This is a genomic window from Nocardia sp. bgisy134, from assembly GCF_965341865.1.
Taxonomy (GTDB): Bacteria; Actinomycetota; Actinomycetes; order Mycobacteriales; family Mycobacteriaceae; genus Nocardia.
Genome location: NZ_CBDQZP010000009.1, coordinates 250930 through 268134 on the forward strand (window position 1 = coordinate 250930; position 17205 = coordinate 268134).

The window sequence follows — 17205 nt, forward strand, 5'->3', positions numbered from 1 at the left end:
CATGGCAGCGCAGTACCTAGCCGGTCCGGTCCGCAAGGTCCTCAATCGCGCCGTGATGGCGTTGGCCGCGCGCGGCGCGGGACCGGACGGCATGTACATCCTGGAGACCACGGGGCGGCGCAGCGGTCTGGCGCGCCGAAACCCGGTGCGCATCATCGAATTCGACGGCCAGCGGTGGCTCGTCTCCCCCTACGGGGAGGTGGCCTGGGTGCACAACGTCCGCGCCAGCGATCTCGTCCGCCTGCGCCGCGGCGGCGACGACCAGCGGGTACGCGCCGAGGCGGTGCACGGCGAGCGCGCGGGCGCGGTGCTGCATCAGTACATCAGGAAGGCACCGGTGACCATCCCCTACTTCGACGCCTCGCCGCGCTCCGCGCCGAGCGAGTTCGCCGCCGAGGCGCACAAACACCCCGTCTTCGTATTGCACGGCTGGAGCAAGACCGCATGACCACCACACGCCCGACGACAGCGCCGAATTCGACGGTGCACGAACCGGTCACGGATCCCAGCCGGTGGTGGGTGCTCGCCACGGTGTGCGTGTCCACCTTCATGCTCACCCTCGACATCACGGTGGTGAACGTCTCGCTGCCCGCCATCCAGGCCGACCTGTCGGCGAGCTTCAGCGCGCTGCAATGGGTGGTGGACGCTTACGCGCTCGGCATGGCCGCGTTCCTGCTCACCAGCGGTTCGCTGGCGGACCGGGTGGGCAGGCGCAGCCTGTTCGCGGGCGGGCTCGTGGTGTTCACCGCGGCGTCGGTGGCCTGCGGTGTCGCTGGTAATCCCCTGCTGCTCAACGTTTCTCGTGGCGTCCAAGGCGTCGGCGCGGCCATCCTCTACGCCGTCGGCCCTGCCATGCTTGCGGCGGCCTTCCACGGCAAGGAGCGCGGTACCGCGTTCGGCCTGTTCGGCATGACGACCGGAATCTCGGTCGCCGCGGGTCCGCTGGTCGGCGGCGCGCTCACCGAAATCGATTGGCGCTGGGTGTTCTACCTGAACGTGCCAACGGGGCTGCTTGCGCTGCTTGTGGTGCTGGCGAAGGTGCCCGAAAGCGCCCGGCGCGGCAGCAGGCCGGTCGACCGGGCCGGGCTCGTGCTGTTCTCGGCGGCGCTGTTCCTGTTGGTGTACGGGATCATTCGCGGTCCGGTGGCCGGGTGGACAGCGGGCTCCTCCATCCTGTGCTTCACCGGGTGCGTCGTGCTCGTCGCGGCATTCGTGCTGGTGCAGCGCCGGGGCAGGCACCCGATGCTGGATCTGAGGCTGTTCGCCAACCGCACCTTCGACGCGCTCTCGGCCGCGACCTTCGTGCTGAATTTCGCGGTCATCCCGGTCATCCTGTTCGGGGTGCTGTGGATGCAGGGCGTGCTCGGCCACTCCGCGATCGAGACCGGGCTGCGCTTCCTGCCGCTCACCGGCATGCTGCTGGTGGCGGGCGTGCTCGGCGGCATATTGAGCGTGCGGGTGGCGACCAACCGGCTGATCGGCGCGGCGCTGATCCTCACCGGCGTCGGATTCCTGCTGCTGAACTCCATCGGCCCGGAGGACGACTGGACCGCGGCCCTGCTGCCGTTCCTCGTCGCAGGCATCGGCATGGGACTGTTCAATCCGCCCCGGGCCAACGCCGCGGTCGCCATCGTCGCGCCGGAGGACTCCGGCATGGGCTCCGGGGTGAACGAGACCTTCCAACAGGTGGGTTCGGCGCTGGGCGTCGCGGTGCTCGGCGCGGTCGCGCACGCCAGGATCGCCGACAGCCTGTCCGGGCAGCCGGTGCCCGCCGCGGCCGTCGACGCGATCGCCGCGGGCTCGATCGATCGGCTCACGGCCGAAATCTCCCCCGCGCACGCCGCCGAACTGACCACCGCCGCGCACGCGGCGTTCGTCTCCGGCCTGCACGCCGTGGCGACCATCGGCGGCCTCGCCAGCGTGATCGTCGGCGCGGCGGCGCTGGTGCTGATCCGCCGCCAGGATTTCGTCCAGGATCCGGCCGCACCCGAACACGACGACGCACCCGTCCCTGCCTGACCGGCTAGTGACTTCCCAAGGAGAGACATGAACTGTCGCAAGCACATCGGAAGGTCCGTCGCGGCCGCGGCGGCCGGCGCCGCCGCGCTCGCGTGCGGCACCGCCGGCGCCGACGTGGTGGTGCCGCTACCCGGCGCCGAGAAAGTGCAGACGCTGTCGGACGGCACGGTGGTCACCGTCCGGCTCGTCGGCGAATCGGTGACCATCAATCCCTCGCTCGGCGGCACCCCGCTGCATCGCAACGCCTGGGTGTCGGGCAGCGCGCAGGTCGAGGTGGCCGGGGCGGGCGATCGGCCGGGCGGCAAGCTCATCCCCGGCTACACCGTCGGCTGTCAGGTGGACATCTCCGGCGGCGGCGTGGAGGGCGGGGTGGAAGGCGGGCTCAACTGGAGCAACGGGCAGAACGTGCGTCCGAACGTCGGCGCGGAGTCCGGCGGCGCGCTCTCGCTCGGCCCGGGCCAGACCCGGTCCTTCTACCTCATGGACGTCGAGGTCCCCGACGACTTCGGCAACGAAGACCACAAGCCCGTCAACCGTTTTCGCGGCAACACCGGGTCGGTGACCTGGGCCGACTCCACCATCGCGCTGTCCGGCTGCGCGGGCTACGCGCAGGCACGGGCCTTCATCCGCGTCGAGATCGAAACCGCGACCGTCGCCTCCCACCTCACCGTGTGGGGCGCGCCGTTCAGCCTGGGCTGAGCATCAGCTTCCGTCAGAACATTCCGTGCGGGATCTGCGCGGCGTCGGGCACTGGCTGCACCACATCCCAGTGCTCGACGATCTTCCCGTCCTCGAGTCGCCAGATGTCGACGACCGCGCTGCCGCGCTCCGCGCCCGGCTCGATCATGTGGTAGTGCACCACCGCGTATTCGTCATCGGTGACGACGCGCTTGATGTCGAGCCGGGCGCCGGTCACCGGCGCCGTGGCGAGGAATTCGAGGAACGCGTCGCGGCCCGACGGGTTGCCCGGACTGTGTTCCAGGAAGTCCTCGTGCAGCAGGTCGCGCAGCACTTCGACATTGCCGCCGGTGAATTCGGCGAGGCCGTGCAGCACGAGGTCTTTGTTCTTGGCGGCGAGAGTGTTGTTCGTCATGGGACAACCATGGCGGCCCGAGGGCGACGCGTCGATTACCAGACATGTCATGGCGTCGCGGCGGGAACACCGTCGATACTGGCTGCATGGATCACGATCGTCCGGTCGGCGCGTTGCTGCGCGAGTGGCGGGTGCGCCGAGGGTTGAGCCAGCTCGCGCTTTCGGTGCGCTCGGGGATCTCCACCAGGCACATCAGTTTCGTCGAGACGGGCCGGACGCTGCCCAGTCCGGACATGCTCGATCGGTTCGCCGGACACCTGGACATTCCCCTGCGGGAACGGAATCGGCTGCTCGTCGCGGCCGGGCACGCGCCGCGCTACCGGCAGCGTCCGATCGACGACCCCGAACTGGCCGAGGCGATGGCCGCGGTGCGGCGGGTGCTGACCGCGCACGAGCCGTATCCGGCGCTGGCGGTGGATCGCCGCTGGAATCTGTTGTACGGCAACGCCGCCGCGCAGATCTTCCTCGACGGGGTCGCGCCCGAGCTGCTCACCCCGCCGATCAACATGATGCGACTCGGCCTGCATCCGCGCGGATTCGCCCCCCGGGTGCGCAATCTGGCCCAGGTGCGCGGCTTTCTGCTCCCCCGGCTGGCGCGGCAGGCATTCCACACCGGCGATCAGGAACTCGCCGCGCTGCACGAGGAGTTGTGCGGCTATGCCACCGAAGACGCACCGGATCTGGTCGATCCGGCCGCCGTCGCGCTACCCATTCACCTCGTCCACGACGGCATGCGACTGTGCTTCCACAGCACGATCATGACCTTCGGCGCGGCCTTCGACATCACCCTCGACGAGATCGCGATCGAGACCTATCTCCCTGCCGACGCGGCCACCGCGGAGCACCTGCGCACCCTCGCCGAACAGCGAGCGCGGGAACCCGTCGCGGCCGCTCGCCGACCAGGCGCACTCAGCCCGCGAGATCGCACATGACCGTGTCGAGCATGTCCTGGATGCCCCCTCGCGGGGCGAGCGAGGCGGCGAGGGTCGGCAGCTGATTCATGGCGAGGGTGACCGCGAAACGGTCGGTGGCCGCGCCGACCACGCTGCTGCCGGTGATCGTGCCGCCGTGACCCCACGTCTCCATGCCGCACCTGTTCACCCGCCGGAACAGCCCGAGACCGATCTCCTGGTCGACCAAGGGCACGCCGCTCGGAATCGTCGTACGCATCTGCTCCAGTTGCGCGAGCGGGACCACCCGGCCCGAGTTCAACGCCATGAAGTAGCGATTCAGATCCCGTCCGGTGGCGACCATCGCGCCGTCGGCGAGGCCCCAGTTCGGATCGATGTCGGTGACGTCGACGCGTTCGACGCCGTTGACGAGATAGCTGCGGGGATGCGGGAGGCGCACCACCTGCTCGAGCGGATACAGCGGCCAGTAGGTGTCGTGCAATCCGAGCGGCAGGATGATCCGCCGCGTGACCTCCACGCCCACCGGGAGGCCGGTCACCCGTTCGATCATCGAGCCGATGATCAGGTAGTTGGTGTTGGAGTAGCCCCAGTGCGCGCCGGGCTCGAACTCGGCGGGCCGGTCGAGCGCGCCGCGGATCAGCTCCGACGCCGGACGGTAGTTCTGCATGCCCGCGACGCTGTCGAGATCCACCTGGCTGAGGTAATCGGGGATGCCGCTGGTGTGCTGCAACAGATTGCGCACGGTGATGCGCTGCCCGTCGCCACCCGGGCCCGTGACGACGCCTGGCAGGTATCGATCGATCGGCGCGTCCAGGTCGACGCGCTGCTCGGCGACCAGCTGCAAGGCGACGGCGGCCACGAACGCCTTGGTGTTGCTCGCGATCCGCACCTGCGCGTTGTCGGGGAAGGGCGCTCCGGTGCCGAGATCACCCGATCCGCTGTTCAGCTGGAGCTCGCCGAAGTCGCCGCTGACCACCAGCTGCGCGCCCGGCACGCCCGACACGACCACGACGCGATCGAGATCGGGTTGCCAGGACGGCCGCGCGAGGCTCGGTTCCGCCCCCACAGAACCGGACACCGGACACAGCATCATCGCGACCAGCATCGCCGCCACCGTGAACCAGCGCATGTTTTCCCCTCTCACCGGAACACCGCGGCCCGCCGCCGGGCGGACCACAGGGCCGGGCACAGAGCGAATGACCCTCAACAGGTGTGGACACATCTGATTCGAGCAACCGTTCGGCACGGTTTCCGGCTCCCGAGCGGCTCCGATCGGTATGCCGTACCCATACCCAGCCTTCCGCATGTCACGCCTGGGAGGTAGCCCCCACCGCACGCGATCCAGTCCCCGGCTCCCACGGCGGGGCCGCACGCTGCGAGACCTGCCGCTCTTCACCGCCACGGAGGTCGTCACGCGCTCGGCCGATCCGCCGCCTCGATGCCACGATCCAACGCCCCGGTGCCCCGATCCGAACTCCGCGGTCGGCGCTATCGGCCGAACGCACCGCCGAGCGCGAGCACGACCACCGCGGACGCCGCCACCGACCAGGTCACCGCGGACGCTTCGGCCAACGCGATGAGCGCGGAGAATGCCTGTAGCGCGGCGCACTGCCCCGGTGAGAGCACCTCGAAGCGGCCTTCCTCGCCTTCACCAACGGAACCACGCAGGAGCTCAGTGGATTTCGCGTCGCCGACCCCACCTTCGTCCGTTTCCAACAGCTCTGGTCGGCTGGTCGTGAACTGTCCCCGCCCGCTGACGATGGCCCGCAGTGAACGGGGTAGCGGCGGCAGAGCGGGCGGCAGAGCGCGACGGCGGAGCCACACCCGGGTGGGGCCCCACCGGATTGCGGATCATCGTGCTCGTCCCCTCCACGCGCCGATGCTCTACCGGTCGAATCGTGGTCGGCCCCAGGCTCGTTACCGACTGTCGGCAGCGATCGCGGCGGGTAGCAGATGGTTGCGGGCGAAGGCGCGGGCGTCTTCGTCGGTGTCGAGGCGGAAGTAGCTGTCGGGGATCAGAAGCAAGGTGAGGGAAAGGCGAGCGGCGATCTCGGCGGCGGCGTCGGGATCGATGCCATCCGCATCGTCGGCTTGGCGGAGCTGGTCGGCGAAGAAGGTACGCGCGGTATCGACCAGGGCGCTGCCATAGGTGATGAGGAACGGCTTGCCTGCTTCGTCGGCGAGCAGGATGCGGTTGGTCAGCGGGTCGGCGCGCAGCGTCCGCAGCGCGATGGTGAAGCCTTCGACCGCTCGCGTACGGACGTCGGGGTGGCCCGCGACGGTGTCCGCGATGTCACCGAGCACGCGCTGCACCCAGGTGGTCAGCGCGACGCCGACGAGGGTGTCCTTGTTGGGAAAGGCCCGGTAAACGGTCGCGCGGTGCATCCCGGCGCGGCGCGCGATGTGTTCCATGCGCACACGATCGAGCCCGTGCTCGCGGAACTCGTCCAACGCCGCGTCGACGATCCGCGCGGCCTGCGGATCGGCGTCGGCCGCCGATCCTGGGGAGGCGACCATCTGCCGGGCTGTGAACATCGCTTCATCCCTGACTGAGTGCGGCATGCTCGCGCATGCCTTGGCGGGCACGGGGATGGTAGCGCAGCGGTTCGGGCAGCAACGGCCACGCGTTGCGGATCAGCGTGACCGCGGCGCGGAACCGGGCGCGGTCGACGGCCGAATAGCGCAGCCCGAGCCGATCCCGCGCGGATTCGGGCAGCAACGCGGTGGTGATCACCCGGTATTCGGACATGATCACCGGACGCACCACCGCCTCGATCGGCCCGGGCAGATACGGCAGCCGCAGCCCGCTGGTGACACCGAGCTGCCCGGCCAGCCACCGCGCGGATTCCGTTGCCTCGAGCACGTTCTCGCACATGTCGTCGAAGTAGCGGGTGAACGCGGCGTAGTCGGCGGGCATGGGCCGCTCGCTGAGCCCGTAGCGGCGGTACCAGGTCTTGCCTTCCTGATAGAAGGTCTCGCGCTGCGCGTCGGTCAGCCCGCCGTCGTAGACCTCGGCGATGGTGATCACACCCTGCAGGATGGTGGCGTGGGTCCAGAAGTAGACCTCCGGATTCAGTGCGTGGTAGCGCTTCCCGTGGTGATCGACTCCCCCGATGTCGCGGTGGTAGTCGCGCACCCGCGCCGCGGTACCGGACCGGGGTGAGTCGTAGACGGTGCCGACGATTTCGGGAATCGAGCGAAACACGCGGTCCCACGGATCGACGAAGAAGTCGGAATGGTCCGCCACGCCCGCGCCCACCGCCGGGTGCATGAGTTGCAGCATGCCGTAGGGCGCGGTGACCAGAAAAAGGCGAAGATCCCCCGCGTAACGCCAGGTCAGAGAGCCGGGACCCAGCTCGGGCGCGATGTCGGCATTCGTGTCGTCGATCCGGTGGGCGCGTGCGGTCATCGTTGACCCCTTTCAGTGTGCGACAGAATTACGTTATCTGTCGCACACGTCGCGAGCAAGGCCGCTCGTCAGCGGGCGCCGCACCTCAGCGCTGCCGCACCGGCCGGACGACGATCTCGTTGACGTCCACATCCGGCGCTTGACCCACCGCATAGGCGACGGCGTCGGCGATCGATTCGGGCGCGATCGCGTTCCGCCGGTACTCGGCCATCACTGTCCGCGCGTGCGGGTCGCTGATAGTCTCGGCCAGTTCGCTGTGGACCACGCCGGGCGAGATCGTGGTGACCCGGATGCCGGGCGGCGATTCCAGCCGCAGCCCCTCGGTGATGGCCCACGCCGCGTACTTGGTTCCGCAGTACACGGCCGCGGTGGGGCTGACGGCGTGCGCACCGATCGACGCGATCGTCACCAGGTGGCCGCTGCCTGTGGCGTGGAAATGCGGAAGCGCGGCCGCGATGCCGTACAGCAGACCGCGGATGTTGACGTCGATCATCCGGTCCCATTCGCCGACCAGACCGGCGTCCAGCCGCGACAGCGGCATCACCCCCGCGTTGGCGACGAACACATCGAGCCGGCCGTGCCGGGCGACGAGGTCGTCGACGGCGCGGCGGACGGCATCCCGATCGGTGACGTCGAGGGCGCACGGCTCGATCGCTCCCCCGCTCTCCTCGGCGAGCTCGTGGAGCCGGTCGATGCGTCGCGCGGCCGCGACGACGCGCATGCCGTCGGCGGCGAGCCGCCGCGCGATGGCACGGCCGATGCCGCTGCTCGCGCCGGTGACGAGGGCGACGGAGTCTGTCATGTTCTCTCCCTTGGATATTCGGCGAGACGCCGCGCCGGCCGGGCGGTCGGCGCGGTGTCCACTCTCGAAGCCCGTGGCCGCCGCTGGAAGAGCGAAACGTTCCTGGGAGCAGCGCACCCAGGCTCTCGGCGGGTCGCCGCCCTACGATGCGACCATGGCAGATACCGAGCTCGGCGCGTTCCTGCGCGCCCGCCGCGAACAGATCGCGCCGTCGCGGGTCCGGCTGCCGATGGCGGGCCGACACCGTCGCGTGCCCGGCTTGCGCCGCGAGGAGGTGGCGCTGCTCGCCGGGGTGAGCGCGGACTACTACACCCGCCTCGAACAGGGGCGGGAGCGCAGGCCGTCGGCCCAGGTCGTCGACGCGCTCGCCGCCGCACTCGACCTCGACGAGGACGCGCGCGGGCACCTGTTCCGGCTCGCGGGCCTCGGCCCGCGCGCGCACGCGGCGACCGACGACCGCGTCGACCCGCGCCTGCTCGAGCTGGTCGCCGCTTGGCCGAACAATCCGGCGGTCGTCTACAACCGCGCCTACGACGTCCTGGCCGCCAATGCCATCGCCGACGCGCTGTTCTCCGGCTGGCGCCACCCCCGCAACCTGCTGCGCATCGTGTTCACCGATCCGGCCGCGCGGACCTTCTATCGCGACTGGCCCGACGTGGCCCGCAACGTCGTCGCCGGATTCCGCCTCGGACACGGTGCGGCGCCGCACGATCCGCGCGTCCGCCGAGTACTCGCCGACCTGCTCGACACGAGTCCCGAGTTCGCCGAACTCTGGGCCCGTCACGATGCGCGCGGAAAATCGTTGGAGCGCAAGCGTTTCGACCACCGCGACGTGGGGCTCGTGGAATTGACCATGCAGACCTTCGACGTACGATCCAGTCCCGGACAGGAACTGGTCGTCTACCACGCCGAGCCGAACTCATCGAGCGCCGAGGCGCTAGCGTTGCTCGGCTCCCTCGCCGCCACTCCACGTCCGTCGCACTGATTCGGCCTTCGGCGGCGGAGAGCTCAATGCGTCGATGCGCATATCTTCATAGTGCAATTTTTTCCACGTCGGTCACGCATCTGCTGAACGAGAGCGTGGCAAGGATTCGGCACCGATTGGCCGATGTTCTCGTACGACCTCAGAGACCCCGCGGTCGCCGACGAGCATGGGAAGAACTTCTACACGCGATGCTCGGGCTGTTCCGCAAGCCGTTAGGCGACTCCCCTCCCCCTGGATGCGCCGCCCAGGCCGCCGAAACGACGACATGCGACGCTCGCAGAGCCGCCGAAGCATACGCTCGGAGCATGGTCGATGATGCTGATCTCGTGTACCTGCGACGGTGCGTGGACCTGGCCCGGGAGGCGCTCGACGATGGCAACGCGCCGTTCGGCTCGCTGCTCGTCGGCGACGGCCGGGTGCTCGCGGAGGCGAAGAACGGCGAAGGCGGCGGTGATCCGACCCGGCATCCGGAACTCGAATTGGTGCACTGGGCCATCGCCCACCTCGCACCCGCCGAACGCGCGACCACGACCGTCTACACCTCCGGCGAGCACTGCCCGATGTGTTCGGCCGCGCACGCCTGGGCCGGTCTCGGTCGCATCGTCTACGCCAGCTCGGCGGCGCAGCTGACCGAATGGCTCGACGAGATGGGCATCCCGCCCGCCCCGGTCCGGGCCTTATCTATCAACGTGGTCGCGCCGGGCATCCCCACGTCGGGGCCCGCCCCCCAGCTGGCCGGCGCGCTGCGTGAACTCCACCGACTCCACCGGAGGCCCCACGACTGATCAGCCCGGCCCGCACCGGCAAGTTCGCCGCGCCCCGCGGCATCCAACAGCACTCTTGGCCGGTCCCGCTCGCCCGGCGCGTTATTGCGGCCGCAGCACCACGATCCCGGGTGTCGATCGCACATAGTCGGCCAACGGCGAATCGACCACCTGGTTGTTCGCCGCGAGGGAGGACGCGTTGCGGAAGATCGGTCCGTCGGACGTCATCACGAAGATGCCGACGTGGGTGACGTCCAGTCCGGGCTGGTCGGTGTAGGCGCCGATGTAGTCGCCGGTGCGGAGCTGCCCGATGACGTTCCCGTCGACCGCGGCGCTCGGGATGTAGGTGATGTCGCGGCCGACCACGGGCAACCCGGGGAGATACGTTCCCCCATCGGCTTTCGCGTTGAGCCGCTTGCCGACCGTCACCGCCGCGGGGCTCAGCGTCGCGGTGATATCGGTCGCGGCGATTCGCGGCGTGTGCGACCAGTCGCTGAAGAAGTGTTTGCGCTGGAGGAAGTCGACGCGTCCGCCCGCGTAGCGCGTCTCGATCAGGTTCGCCACGAACTGGTCGCGGTCGGCGGACCTGCTCAGCGCTTCCACGTAGTCGAGGAAGGTGAAGCAGTCCACCCGCCGCAGATCGACGACCAATTGCTCGGGTTGGGTCGCGGAGCCGACCAGCATGTTCGCCCCGTACGGCGTGCCCAGAAACCGGCTCGACAGCAGCGCGAGCAACTCCCCCTTGGCGGCGGTGGGCGCGGTGGCGCGCAGTGCCAGCAGCTCATCGATCTTTCGCGCGGTGGCGTCGTCGAAGCTCGCGGCGTTCGGCGCTCCCACCGCCGCGGGCAGCGCAGGCACCATGCCGCACGCCAGGGCCAGCAGGACGAGCAGTACGCGGGCGATGGTGCGCAAAACGCCTCCCGAGAGTGGACCGGTGCAAGAACCCACCGTAGCCCGCCGCCCCGTCGGCCCGAAGTCGTCCATCCACAGGATTTAGTTGCTTAGCTCAAGCAAGTGAAATATAGTTGCTGACTGCAAGCAAATTATCTCCTGCGGGGAGCGGACATGGCGGTATCACCCGATACGGCACAAAGCCTGATCAAGGAGCTCTACCTGATCGGCAGGGCGATCCGGATCACCCTTCTCCATCCGGAAGAAGGCCAGCTACTGCCCGGCGGCGTCGGCGTGCTGGGGACCTTGGAAACCAAGGGCCCCTGCCGCCAGGTCGACCTGGCGGTGGATCTGTGCATCAGCGCCTCGGCGCTGAGCAGGCACGTCACCGAACTGGTCGGCGCCGGCTACATCAGCCGCCACGCCGACCCCAGCGACGGCCGGGCCACCCTCATCCAGGTCACCGACGCGGGCCGGGACCTGCTCGGCCGCGTCCGGGCGTCGCGGGCGCGCGGCCTGCAGACCGTCCTCGCCGACTGGAGCGAGGACGACGCCGAGCTCGCCTGCGAGTCGGTCCGCAAGCTCAGGAATTCGCTCGCCGCGCACGCGCAGCGCGCGGGAACGACGGAACCCCAGCCGGTTTCGACAGAGAGTCAGGGAGTAGATGTCTAGTTCAGTCGAGACGCCCGTGCGGCGCGACCCGACCGCGATGAGCCATCGCGAAGTCCTCGAGGCGATGACCGGCCTGCTGGCCGCGCTGTTCACCGCCCTGTTGAGCACCACCATCGTCGCGACCGCGCTGCCCACCATCATCGGCGATCTCGAGGGATCACAGACGGCGTACGCGTGGGTCATCACGACGGCCCTGCTCGCCAACGCCGCGTCCACCCCGATCTGGGGCAAGTTCGCCGACCTGTTCAACAAGAAGCTGCTGGTCCAGACGGCGATCGTCATCTTCGTGATCGGCTCGATCATCGCCGGATTCGCGCACACGGTGGCCCTGCTGCTGGTCGCCCGGGTGATCCAGGGCATCGGCATGGGCGGGCTGACCGCGCTGGCGGTCGCGATCATCGGCAGCATCGTGGCGCCGCGCGAACGCGGCCGGTACTCCGGCTACATGGGCGCGGTGATGGCGGTATCGATGTCGGGCGGCCCGATCCTCGGCGGCGTCATCGTCGACAGCCCGCTCGGCTGGCGCTGGTGCTTCTTCGTCTGCGTGCCGCTGGCGGTGATCGCGCTGATGCTGCTGCACCGGACGCTGCGGCTGCCCACCGAACGGAAGCCGGGCGTGTCGATCGACTGGCTCGGCGCCGCGCTGCTCACCGCAGGGGTCTCGGTGCTGCTGATCTGGGTGTCGTTCGCCGGGAAGGCGGGCTACTACGAGTGGATCTCGCGGGAGTCGGCCCTGTACGTCGGCGGCGGCGTGCTGCTGCTGATCGCGACCGTGTGGGTGGAGTCCCGCGCCAAGTCACCGATCATCCCGCTGCCGATCATCACCGAACGCACCACCGGACTGGCGATCCTCGCCTCGATCGCGGTCGGCGTCGGCATGTTCGGCGCCACCACGTTCCTCGGCCAGTACTTCCAGACCGCGCGCGGCTATTCGCCGACCGCCGCGGGCGTGCTGAGCATCCCGCTGGTCGTCGGCATGCTCATCGCCTCGGTCGGCTCAGGTCAGCTGATCACCCGCTTCGGCAAGTGGAAGCGGTTCGTGGTCGCGGGCGGCGCGCTGCTCGTGGTCGGGTTCGCGCTGCTGTCGACTATCGATCACGCGACGAACCTGTGGCTGGTCGGCGCGTACACCGTCGTCGTGGGTCTCGGCGTCGGCATGATGATGCAGAATCTCGTTCTCGCCGTACAGAACACCGTGAGCGTGCACAACATCGGCGCCGCCTCCAGCAGCGTCGCCTTCTTCCGCACCTTCGGCGGCGCGATCGGCGTTTCGGTGCTCGGCTCGGTGCTGGCCACCCGGGTGACCGAACTGTCCACCGAGGGGTTCGCCAAGCTCGGCATCCAGACCCGCTCCTCCGGCAGCGGCAACCTGAATCTCGACGCGCTGCCCGGACCCGTCGCGACCATCGTGCGCACCGCCTACGGCGACGCGACCGGCCGCATCTTCCTCATCGCCGCGCTGGCCACGGTCGTCGCGCTGATCGCCACCGCGCTGCTGCCGAATCGCCCGCTGCGCAACACGATCGACATCGATCCGGCGCTCGACCCGATGCGCGCGCAGGCCGAGGACACTCCCCCGGTCGGCGCATCGACAAGCAGCCGTGACGACGACAAGGTGCGGGTACTACAGAGCTGAGCGACCAGAGCGGGGCGACTCCGAACGGGGGTCGCCCCGCTCGCCGGTACGGGAAAGTGGCCGTGTCGCAAAGCAACTCGCCGACAACGTGTGCAAGTGCGCCGATGGATCGGCAGCTACCTTTCAGCTCACAGGGAATGTAATTATCGCCACGACGCGAGCCGATTCCTACGGTCGGTAGCCGTGACAGCGAATGTGAGCACGTCGTTGAACGACATCACGGAGACCGCCGAGCGCTACGCCGAACTGCAACGGGCCGTGGACGCGCACTGCCCGGTCCTCGATCTCTCGACCGCGGCGACGCCGGTCGAGACCACGCTGATCACCGCCTGACCTTCCCCGCGCCCGCACGCGGGCCTTTCGCACTGGTCGGCGGGCACGGCACGGCCATCGGCGGCGTGATCGTCGACGGCGGCACGTTCGACTGGACCGGCGGGCGGTTCCCCGGCTTCACCGAACCCGACCCCAGCTACCACGGCGTCCGGTACGCCGATCTCGGCGCTCCCGCCTACACGCTCAAGGCCCGGGTGCAGCTGCTGCGCGATCTCGGCGCGGCCATCTCGCCGTTCAACGCCTTCCTCATCAGCCAGGGCCTCGAGACGCTGAGCCTGCGCGTGGAACGCCATGTGCGCAACGCCCAGGCGGTGGCGGAATTCCTGGTGGCGCGGCCCGAGGTCACCTCCGTGTCGTACGCGGGACTGCCCTCCTCGCCGTGGTACGACCGGGGCCAGGCGCTCGCTCCCAAGGGCGCGGGCGCGGTGATCGGTTTCGAGCTGGCAGGCGGAGTGGACGCGGGCAAGCGTTTCGTCGAGGCCCTCACCCTGCACAGTCATGTCGCCAACATCGGCGACGTGCGCTCGCTGGTGATCCACCCGGCCTCGACGACCCACTCCCAGCTCACCCCCGACGAGCAGCTCGCCGCGGGCGTCACGCCTGGTCTGGTCCGGCTCGCCGTCGGCATCGAGGGCATCGACGACATCCTCGCCGACCTGCGCACCGGTTTCGCCGCCGTCTGACCACGCTCGATTCGAGGATCCTCCGCCGCCCCGGCGACGGAGGATCCTCGCCGCCGATCCGGACGACGCGCGAAGCGCGCTGACACATGACTCGCTCACTCCGTTCGCTCATGCGGGAACCCCTGTCGTGATGCTCGTCGGCGTCGCGGGACCGCTGTCGCCCTCGCGATTCGATCACTGCCGCGTGCCCGCTCGCCTCATCCGTCGCGGGTGAGATCCCGTCCGGGCGGCAACATCGGGAACGTCCCGAACGCGCCGCATTTCGGCCCACTCAGCACACCTCGGGCTACTATCCTGGGGTCGTTGCTGTTTCGACCGGAATTCACTCGATTCCGATCGGTTCGGACCATGCGTTCCGGCGTCCGGCCTCCGAGACCGACCCTCGGTGGCCGAGGCGATAGCGGAGAGGACGGCCATGGAACACCGCCATCACGACGAGCCCGGGGGATGCTGCGCGCCGAACGCTCGACGAACGGTCCTTCCCGGCGCGCCGACCGAGACCGAGTCCGAGGGCGACGCTCCCGCCACGCTGATCCTCTTGCCCGGCGGAGAATTCCTCATGGGCGACGAGAGCGCATGGGCCTATCCGGGCGACGGAGAAGGTCCCCGCCACCAGGTGACCGTCGGTTCGTTCGCCATCGACCGGTACACCGTCAGCAACGCCGCCTTCGCCGCCTTCGTCGACGCGACCGGTCACCGCACCGACGCCGAGCGGTACGGGTGGTCGTTCGTCTTCGCCGGTCTGCTCCCCGACGACGCGCCGCCGACCAGGAGCGTGGTGGGCGCACCGTGGTGGCGGCAGGTGGAAGGCGCCGATTGGCGCCACCCCTCGGGTCCGGGATCGCGCATCGACGACGTCCTCGACCATCCGGTGGTGCACGTCTCCTGGAACGACGCCCAGGCCTACTGCGCCTGGTCGGGCACGCGGCTGCCGACGGAAGCCGAATGGGAGTACGCCGCGCGGGCCGGATCGGCCGACTCCTTTCCCTGGGGGCCGGACCTCGAACCGGACGGGCAGCCTCGGATGAACGTCTTCCGCGGCCGGTTCCCGCGCACGGACCCCGGCGCGCACCTCGGCACCGTCGCGATCGATGCCTTCGCGCCCAACGACTTCGGCCTGCACAATGTCACCGGCAACGTGTGGGAGTGGTGCGCCGACTGGTACGCCCGCGACTACTACCGGCACAGCCCCGACCGCGATCCCACCGGCCCCGCGACGGGAGCAGGCCGGGTCATGCGCGGCGGCTCCTATCTCTGCCATCGCTCCTACTGCCGCCGGTATCGCGTCTCCGCGCGGCAGGGCAGCGAACCGGTCTCCTCGACGGGCAACCTCGGATTCCGCGTCGCGCAGGACCGCTGAACAGCTGCCACAATCGAGACCGCCAGCAGGGGCAGATCTCCGAGTACCGCGCCAATCCGGGACACGGTAGAGCGAGGACACTCGGTGTTCGTCATACGTCGCGGGTGAGACGGCGGCTCAGGTCGAGGGCGTCTCGGTGTCTTTGCCGGGCGTCTCGGTGCCCTTCGAATCCTCGCTGCCCTTCGAATCCTCGCTGCCCTTCGAATCCTCGGAGACTTCCGCTTCCCCGGTGTCCGGCGCTCTTTCGGCGATCAGCACATTGGCCCAGCGCGTGGTGGGGTCGATGTCGAACAGGGCGCCCTTGACCAGCAGCGTGAGCGGGATCGCCAGCAGCGCGCCGAGCGGGCCGAGCGCCCAGGACCAGAACGCCAGCGACAGGAAGGTCACCGTGACGCTCAAACCCACGGCGTCACCGACGAACTTCGGCTGTATCACCGACTGGATGACGAAATTGATGACGCAGTAGACCACGATGACCCAGAGCATCAGCCCGACCCCGCCGTCCAGCAGGGCGAGCAGCGCGGGCGGTATCAGTCCGATGATGAATCCGATGTTCGGGATGTAGTTCGTGATGAACGACAGCAGCGCCCACAGCAGCGGCAGCGGCACGCCGAGCAACCACAGCGCGGCGCCGTCGAGCACCGCGACGATGAGGCCGAACACCGTCGACACGAGCAGGTACTTGCGCGTGCCGAGCGCGAAAGCGGAAAGGGCATACGCGATTTCGGGCCTGGTGCGCTCGACGAACGTCATCTTCTTGTCGATCACCATGCCGTCGAACGCCATGAACACCAGCAGCGCGAACACGAAGAACAGATTCGAGAAGACGCCGAGCAGCCCGCGCAGCGCCGATTCCAGCACGCCGACGACCTTGCCGATGTCGAGCGAATTCAGCATGTTCTGAATCTCTTCGGGGCTCACCCCGGCGCCGGCCAGCGCATCGCGCAGCCGGTCCACCAATTCGTCGGCTCGGTCGCTGTAGTTGGGCAACTCGGTGGCCAACTGCGCGGCCGACACCACCACCGCGCCGATGAGCCCGATCAGAATCGACACGACCGCGACGAGGGCGACGACCATGCCGACCCACGGCCGCAGCCCGCGCCGCTGCGCCCACGTCTGGAGGGGTTGGACGGCCATGGTCAGCATCAGGGCGAGGAACACCGGCCCGAGAATGCCCGCGAACGCCTTGATCCCGCCGACGGCGACCACCGCGCTCGCCGCGGCGAGCAGCACGACGAGACCGCGCGGAATGGCCCAGATCCCCGCGGTGGCGGCCGGTGGCCGCACGGCACGCGCCTCCGTCGGCCGTCGCCGCGGCGTTCGCATCGTCTTCCGCCCTGGTCCGGTCAGTCCGCGAAGGCTGGGCGCGAGGTGGCGAACGCGGTGCTCGCCCCGAGCGGGATTGCGGCCATGACCTGCTCCTTCGCTGCTCGATTCGCGCGGGTACGCCGACGCTAGGTCCGCCGCGCCGATGGCGCCTCACCCGTTGCGGGTGAGATCGGCGACCTTGCCCTGCTCGTCCCGATGGTCGCCGCGATTCGGCTCTCGGTGATCGGAACCGGTGTCCGGCTCGGTGCGGCCCACTAGCGTCGGCCGCATGAGCGAACGGAGTGAGCGAATCGTGTGCCAGCGCGCCTCGCGCATGCC

General features: G+C 69.3%; 17 protein-coding genes and 2 pseudogenes. 11 read left to right on the top strand and 8 right to left on the bottom strand.

Annotation, left to right across the window (positions count from 1 at the left end; translation table 11 throughout):
* Position 1: 1 nt before the first annotated feature.
* The 3 genes from ACRWNM_RS18205 to ACRWNM_RS18215 are packed head-to-tail and all read left to right on the top strand — an operon-like array spanning position 2 to position 2718.
* On the top strand, positions 2-448 hold the full coding sequence (locus ACRWNM_RS18205; protein WP_431968978.1) for a nitroreductase family deazaflavin-dependent oxidoreductase: 447 nt from the start codon (positions 2-4) through the stop codon (positions 446-448).
* Positions 445-2019, top strand: coding sequence for an MFS transporter (locus tag ACRWNM_RS18210; protein ID WP_431968980.1), 1575 nt, complete (start codon positions 445-447; stop codon positions 2017-2019). The genes ACRWNM_RS18205 and ACRWNM_RS18210 overlap by 4 nt, the downstream gene beginning before the upstream one ends.
* A gap of 27 nt (positions 2020-2046) precedes the next feature.
* Positions 2047-2718, top strand: coding sequence for an MspA family porin (locus ACRWNM_RS18215; protein ID WP_431968982.1), 672 nt, complete (start codon positions 2047-2049; stop codon positions 2716-2718).
* A gap of 13 nt (positions 2719-2731) precedes the next feature.
* Here the strand turns inward: ACRWNM_RS18215 and ACRWNM_RS18220 are convergent, their stop codons facing one another.
* On the bottom strand, positions 2732-3112 hold the full coding sequence (locus tag ACRWNM_RS18220; RefSeq protein WP_431968984.1) for a nuclear transport factor 2 family protein: 381 nt from the start codon (positions 3110-3112) through the stop codon (positions 2732-2734).
* Between the two features lie 86 nt (positions 3113-3198).
* On the opposite strand from ACRWNM_RS18220, the gene ACRWNM_RS18225 reads away from it, so the two are divergent.
* Positions 3199-4044 (top strand): helix-turn-helix domain-containing protein, encoded by an 846-nt coding sequence (locus tag ACRWNM_RS18225; protein WP_431968986.1) that lies wholly within the window; start codon positions 3199-3201, stop codon positions 4042-4044.
* On the opposite strand, the gene ACRWNM_RS18230 is transcribed toward ACRWNM_RS18225, so the two are convergent.
* The 5 genes from ACRWNM_RS18230 to ACRWNM_RS18250 all read right to left on the bottom strand — a co-directional run bounded on the left by ACRWNM_RS18230 (position 4022) and on the right by ACRWNM_RS18250 (position 8234).
* A complete protein-coding gene (locus ACRWNM_RS18230) occupies positions 4022-5167 on the bottom strand; it encodes a serine hydrolase domain-containing protein (protein ID WP_431968988.1) in 1146 nt (381 codons plus the stop codon). The two genes, ACRWNM_RS18225 and ACRWNM_RS18230, sit on opposite strands and share 23 nt — an antisense overlap.
* A gap of 344 nt (positions 5168-5511) precedes the next feature.
* Positions 5512-5739 (bottom strand): hypothetical protein, encoded by a 228-nt coding sequence (locus tag ACRWNM_RS18235; protein ID WP_431968990.1) that lies wholly within the window; start codon positions 5737-5739, stop codon positions 5512-5514.
* A 201-nt stretch (positions 5740-5940) separates the two neighbouring features.
* Positions 5941-6558, bottom strand: a complete 618-nt coding sequence (locus ACRWNM_RS18240; RefSeq protein ID WP_431968992.1) for a TetR/AcrR family transcriptional regulator — start codon at positions 6556-6558, stop codon at positions 5941-5943.
* Between the two features lie 4 nt (positions 6559-6562).
* Complete coding sequence (locus tag ACRWNM_RS18245) at positions 6563-7432, bottom strand: oxygenase MpaB family protein (protein WP_431968994.1); 870 nt, start codon at positions 7430-7432, stop codon at positions 6563-6565.
* A gap of 85 nt (positions 7433-7517) precedes the next feature.
* The gene (locus ACRWNM_RS18250) at positions 7518-8234 is read right to left on the bottom strand and encodes an SDR family oxidoreductase (RefSeq protein ID WP_431968996.1); all 717 of its coding nucleotides are present in this window, start codon (positions 8232-8234) and stop codon (positions 7518-7520) included.
* Between the two features lie 154 nt (positions 8235-8388).
* On the opposite strand from ACRWNM_RS18250, the gene ACRWNM_RS18255 reads away from it, so the two are divergent.
* Together ACRWNM_RS18255 and ACRWNM_RS18260 are read left to right on the top strand one after the other, a co-directional pair.
* Positions 8389-9219: a helix-turn-helix transcriptional regulator gene (locus tag ACRWNM_RS18255; protein WP_431968998.1), complete on the top strand. Its 831-nt coding sequence runs from the start codon at positions 8389-8391 to the stop codon at positions 9217-9219.
* Positions 9220-9524: 305 nt separating this feature from the next.
* Positions 9525-10004 (top strand): nucleoside deaminase, encoded by a 480-nt coding sequence (locus tag ACRWNM_RS18260; protein WP_431969000.1) that lies wholly within the window; start codon positions 9525-9527, stop codon positions 10002-10004.
* A gap of 81 nt (positions 10005-10085) precedes the next feature.
* On the opposite strand, the gene ACRWNM_RS18265 is transcribed toward ACRWNM_RS18260, so the two are convergent.
* Positions 10086-10844 (bottom strand): DUF1460 domain-containing protein, encoded by a 759-nt coding sequence (locus ACRWNM_RS18265; protein WP_431969110.1) that lies wholly within the window; start codon positions 10842-10844, stop codon positions 10086-10088.
* A gap of 204 nt (positions 10845-11048) precedes the next feature.
* On the opposite strand from ACRWNM_RS18265, the gene ACRWNM_RS18270 reads away from it, so the two are divergent.
* The 5 genes and pseudogenes from ACRWNM_RS18270 to ACRWNM_RS18290 all read left to right on the top strand — a co-directional run bounded on the left by ACRWNM_RS18270 (position 11049) and on the right by ACRWNM_RS18290 (position 15558).
* Positions 11049-11546, top strand: coding sequence for a MarR family winged helix-turn-helix transcriptional regulator (locus ACRWNM_RS18270; protein ID WP_431969002.1), 498 nt, complete (start codon positions 11049-11051; stop codon positions 11544-11546).
* Positions 11539-13182: an MDR family MFS transporter gene (locus tag ACRWNM_RS18275; RefSeq protein ID WP_431969004.1), complete on the top strand. Its 1644-nt coding sequence runs from the start codon at positions 11539-11541 to the stop codon at positions 13180-13182. Before ACRWNM_RS18270 ends, ACRWNM_RS18275 begins: the two co-directional genes overlap by 8 nt.
* Before the next feature lie 222 nt (positions 13183-13404).
* Positions 13405-13515, top strand: a pseudogene (locus ACRWNM_RS18280) (OsmC family protein); the annotation flags it as partial.
* Between the two features lie 35 nt (positions 13516-13550).
* Positions 13551-14198, top strand: a pseudogene (locus tag ACRWNM_RS18285) (PLP-dependent transferase); the annotation flags it as partial.
* A 415-nt stretch (positions 14199-14613) separates the two neighbouring features.
* Positions 14614-15558, top strand: coding sequence for a formylglycine-generating enzyme family protein (locus ACRWNM_RS18290; protein WP_431969006.1), 945 nt, complete (start codon positions 14614-14616; stop codon positions 15556-15558).
* 117 nt (positions 15559-15675) lie between these two features.
* Here ACRWNM_RS18290 and ACRWNM_RS18295 read toward each other — a convergent pair whose 3' ends face one another.
* Entirely contained in the window at positions 15676-16884 is a 1209-nt protein-coding gene (locus tag ACRWNM_RS18295; RefSeq protein WP_431969008.1) for an AI-2E family transporter, read from the bottom strand.
* Positions 16885-17205: the final 321 nt, after the last annotated feature.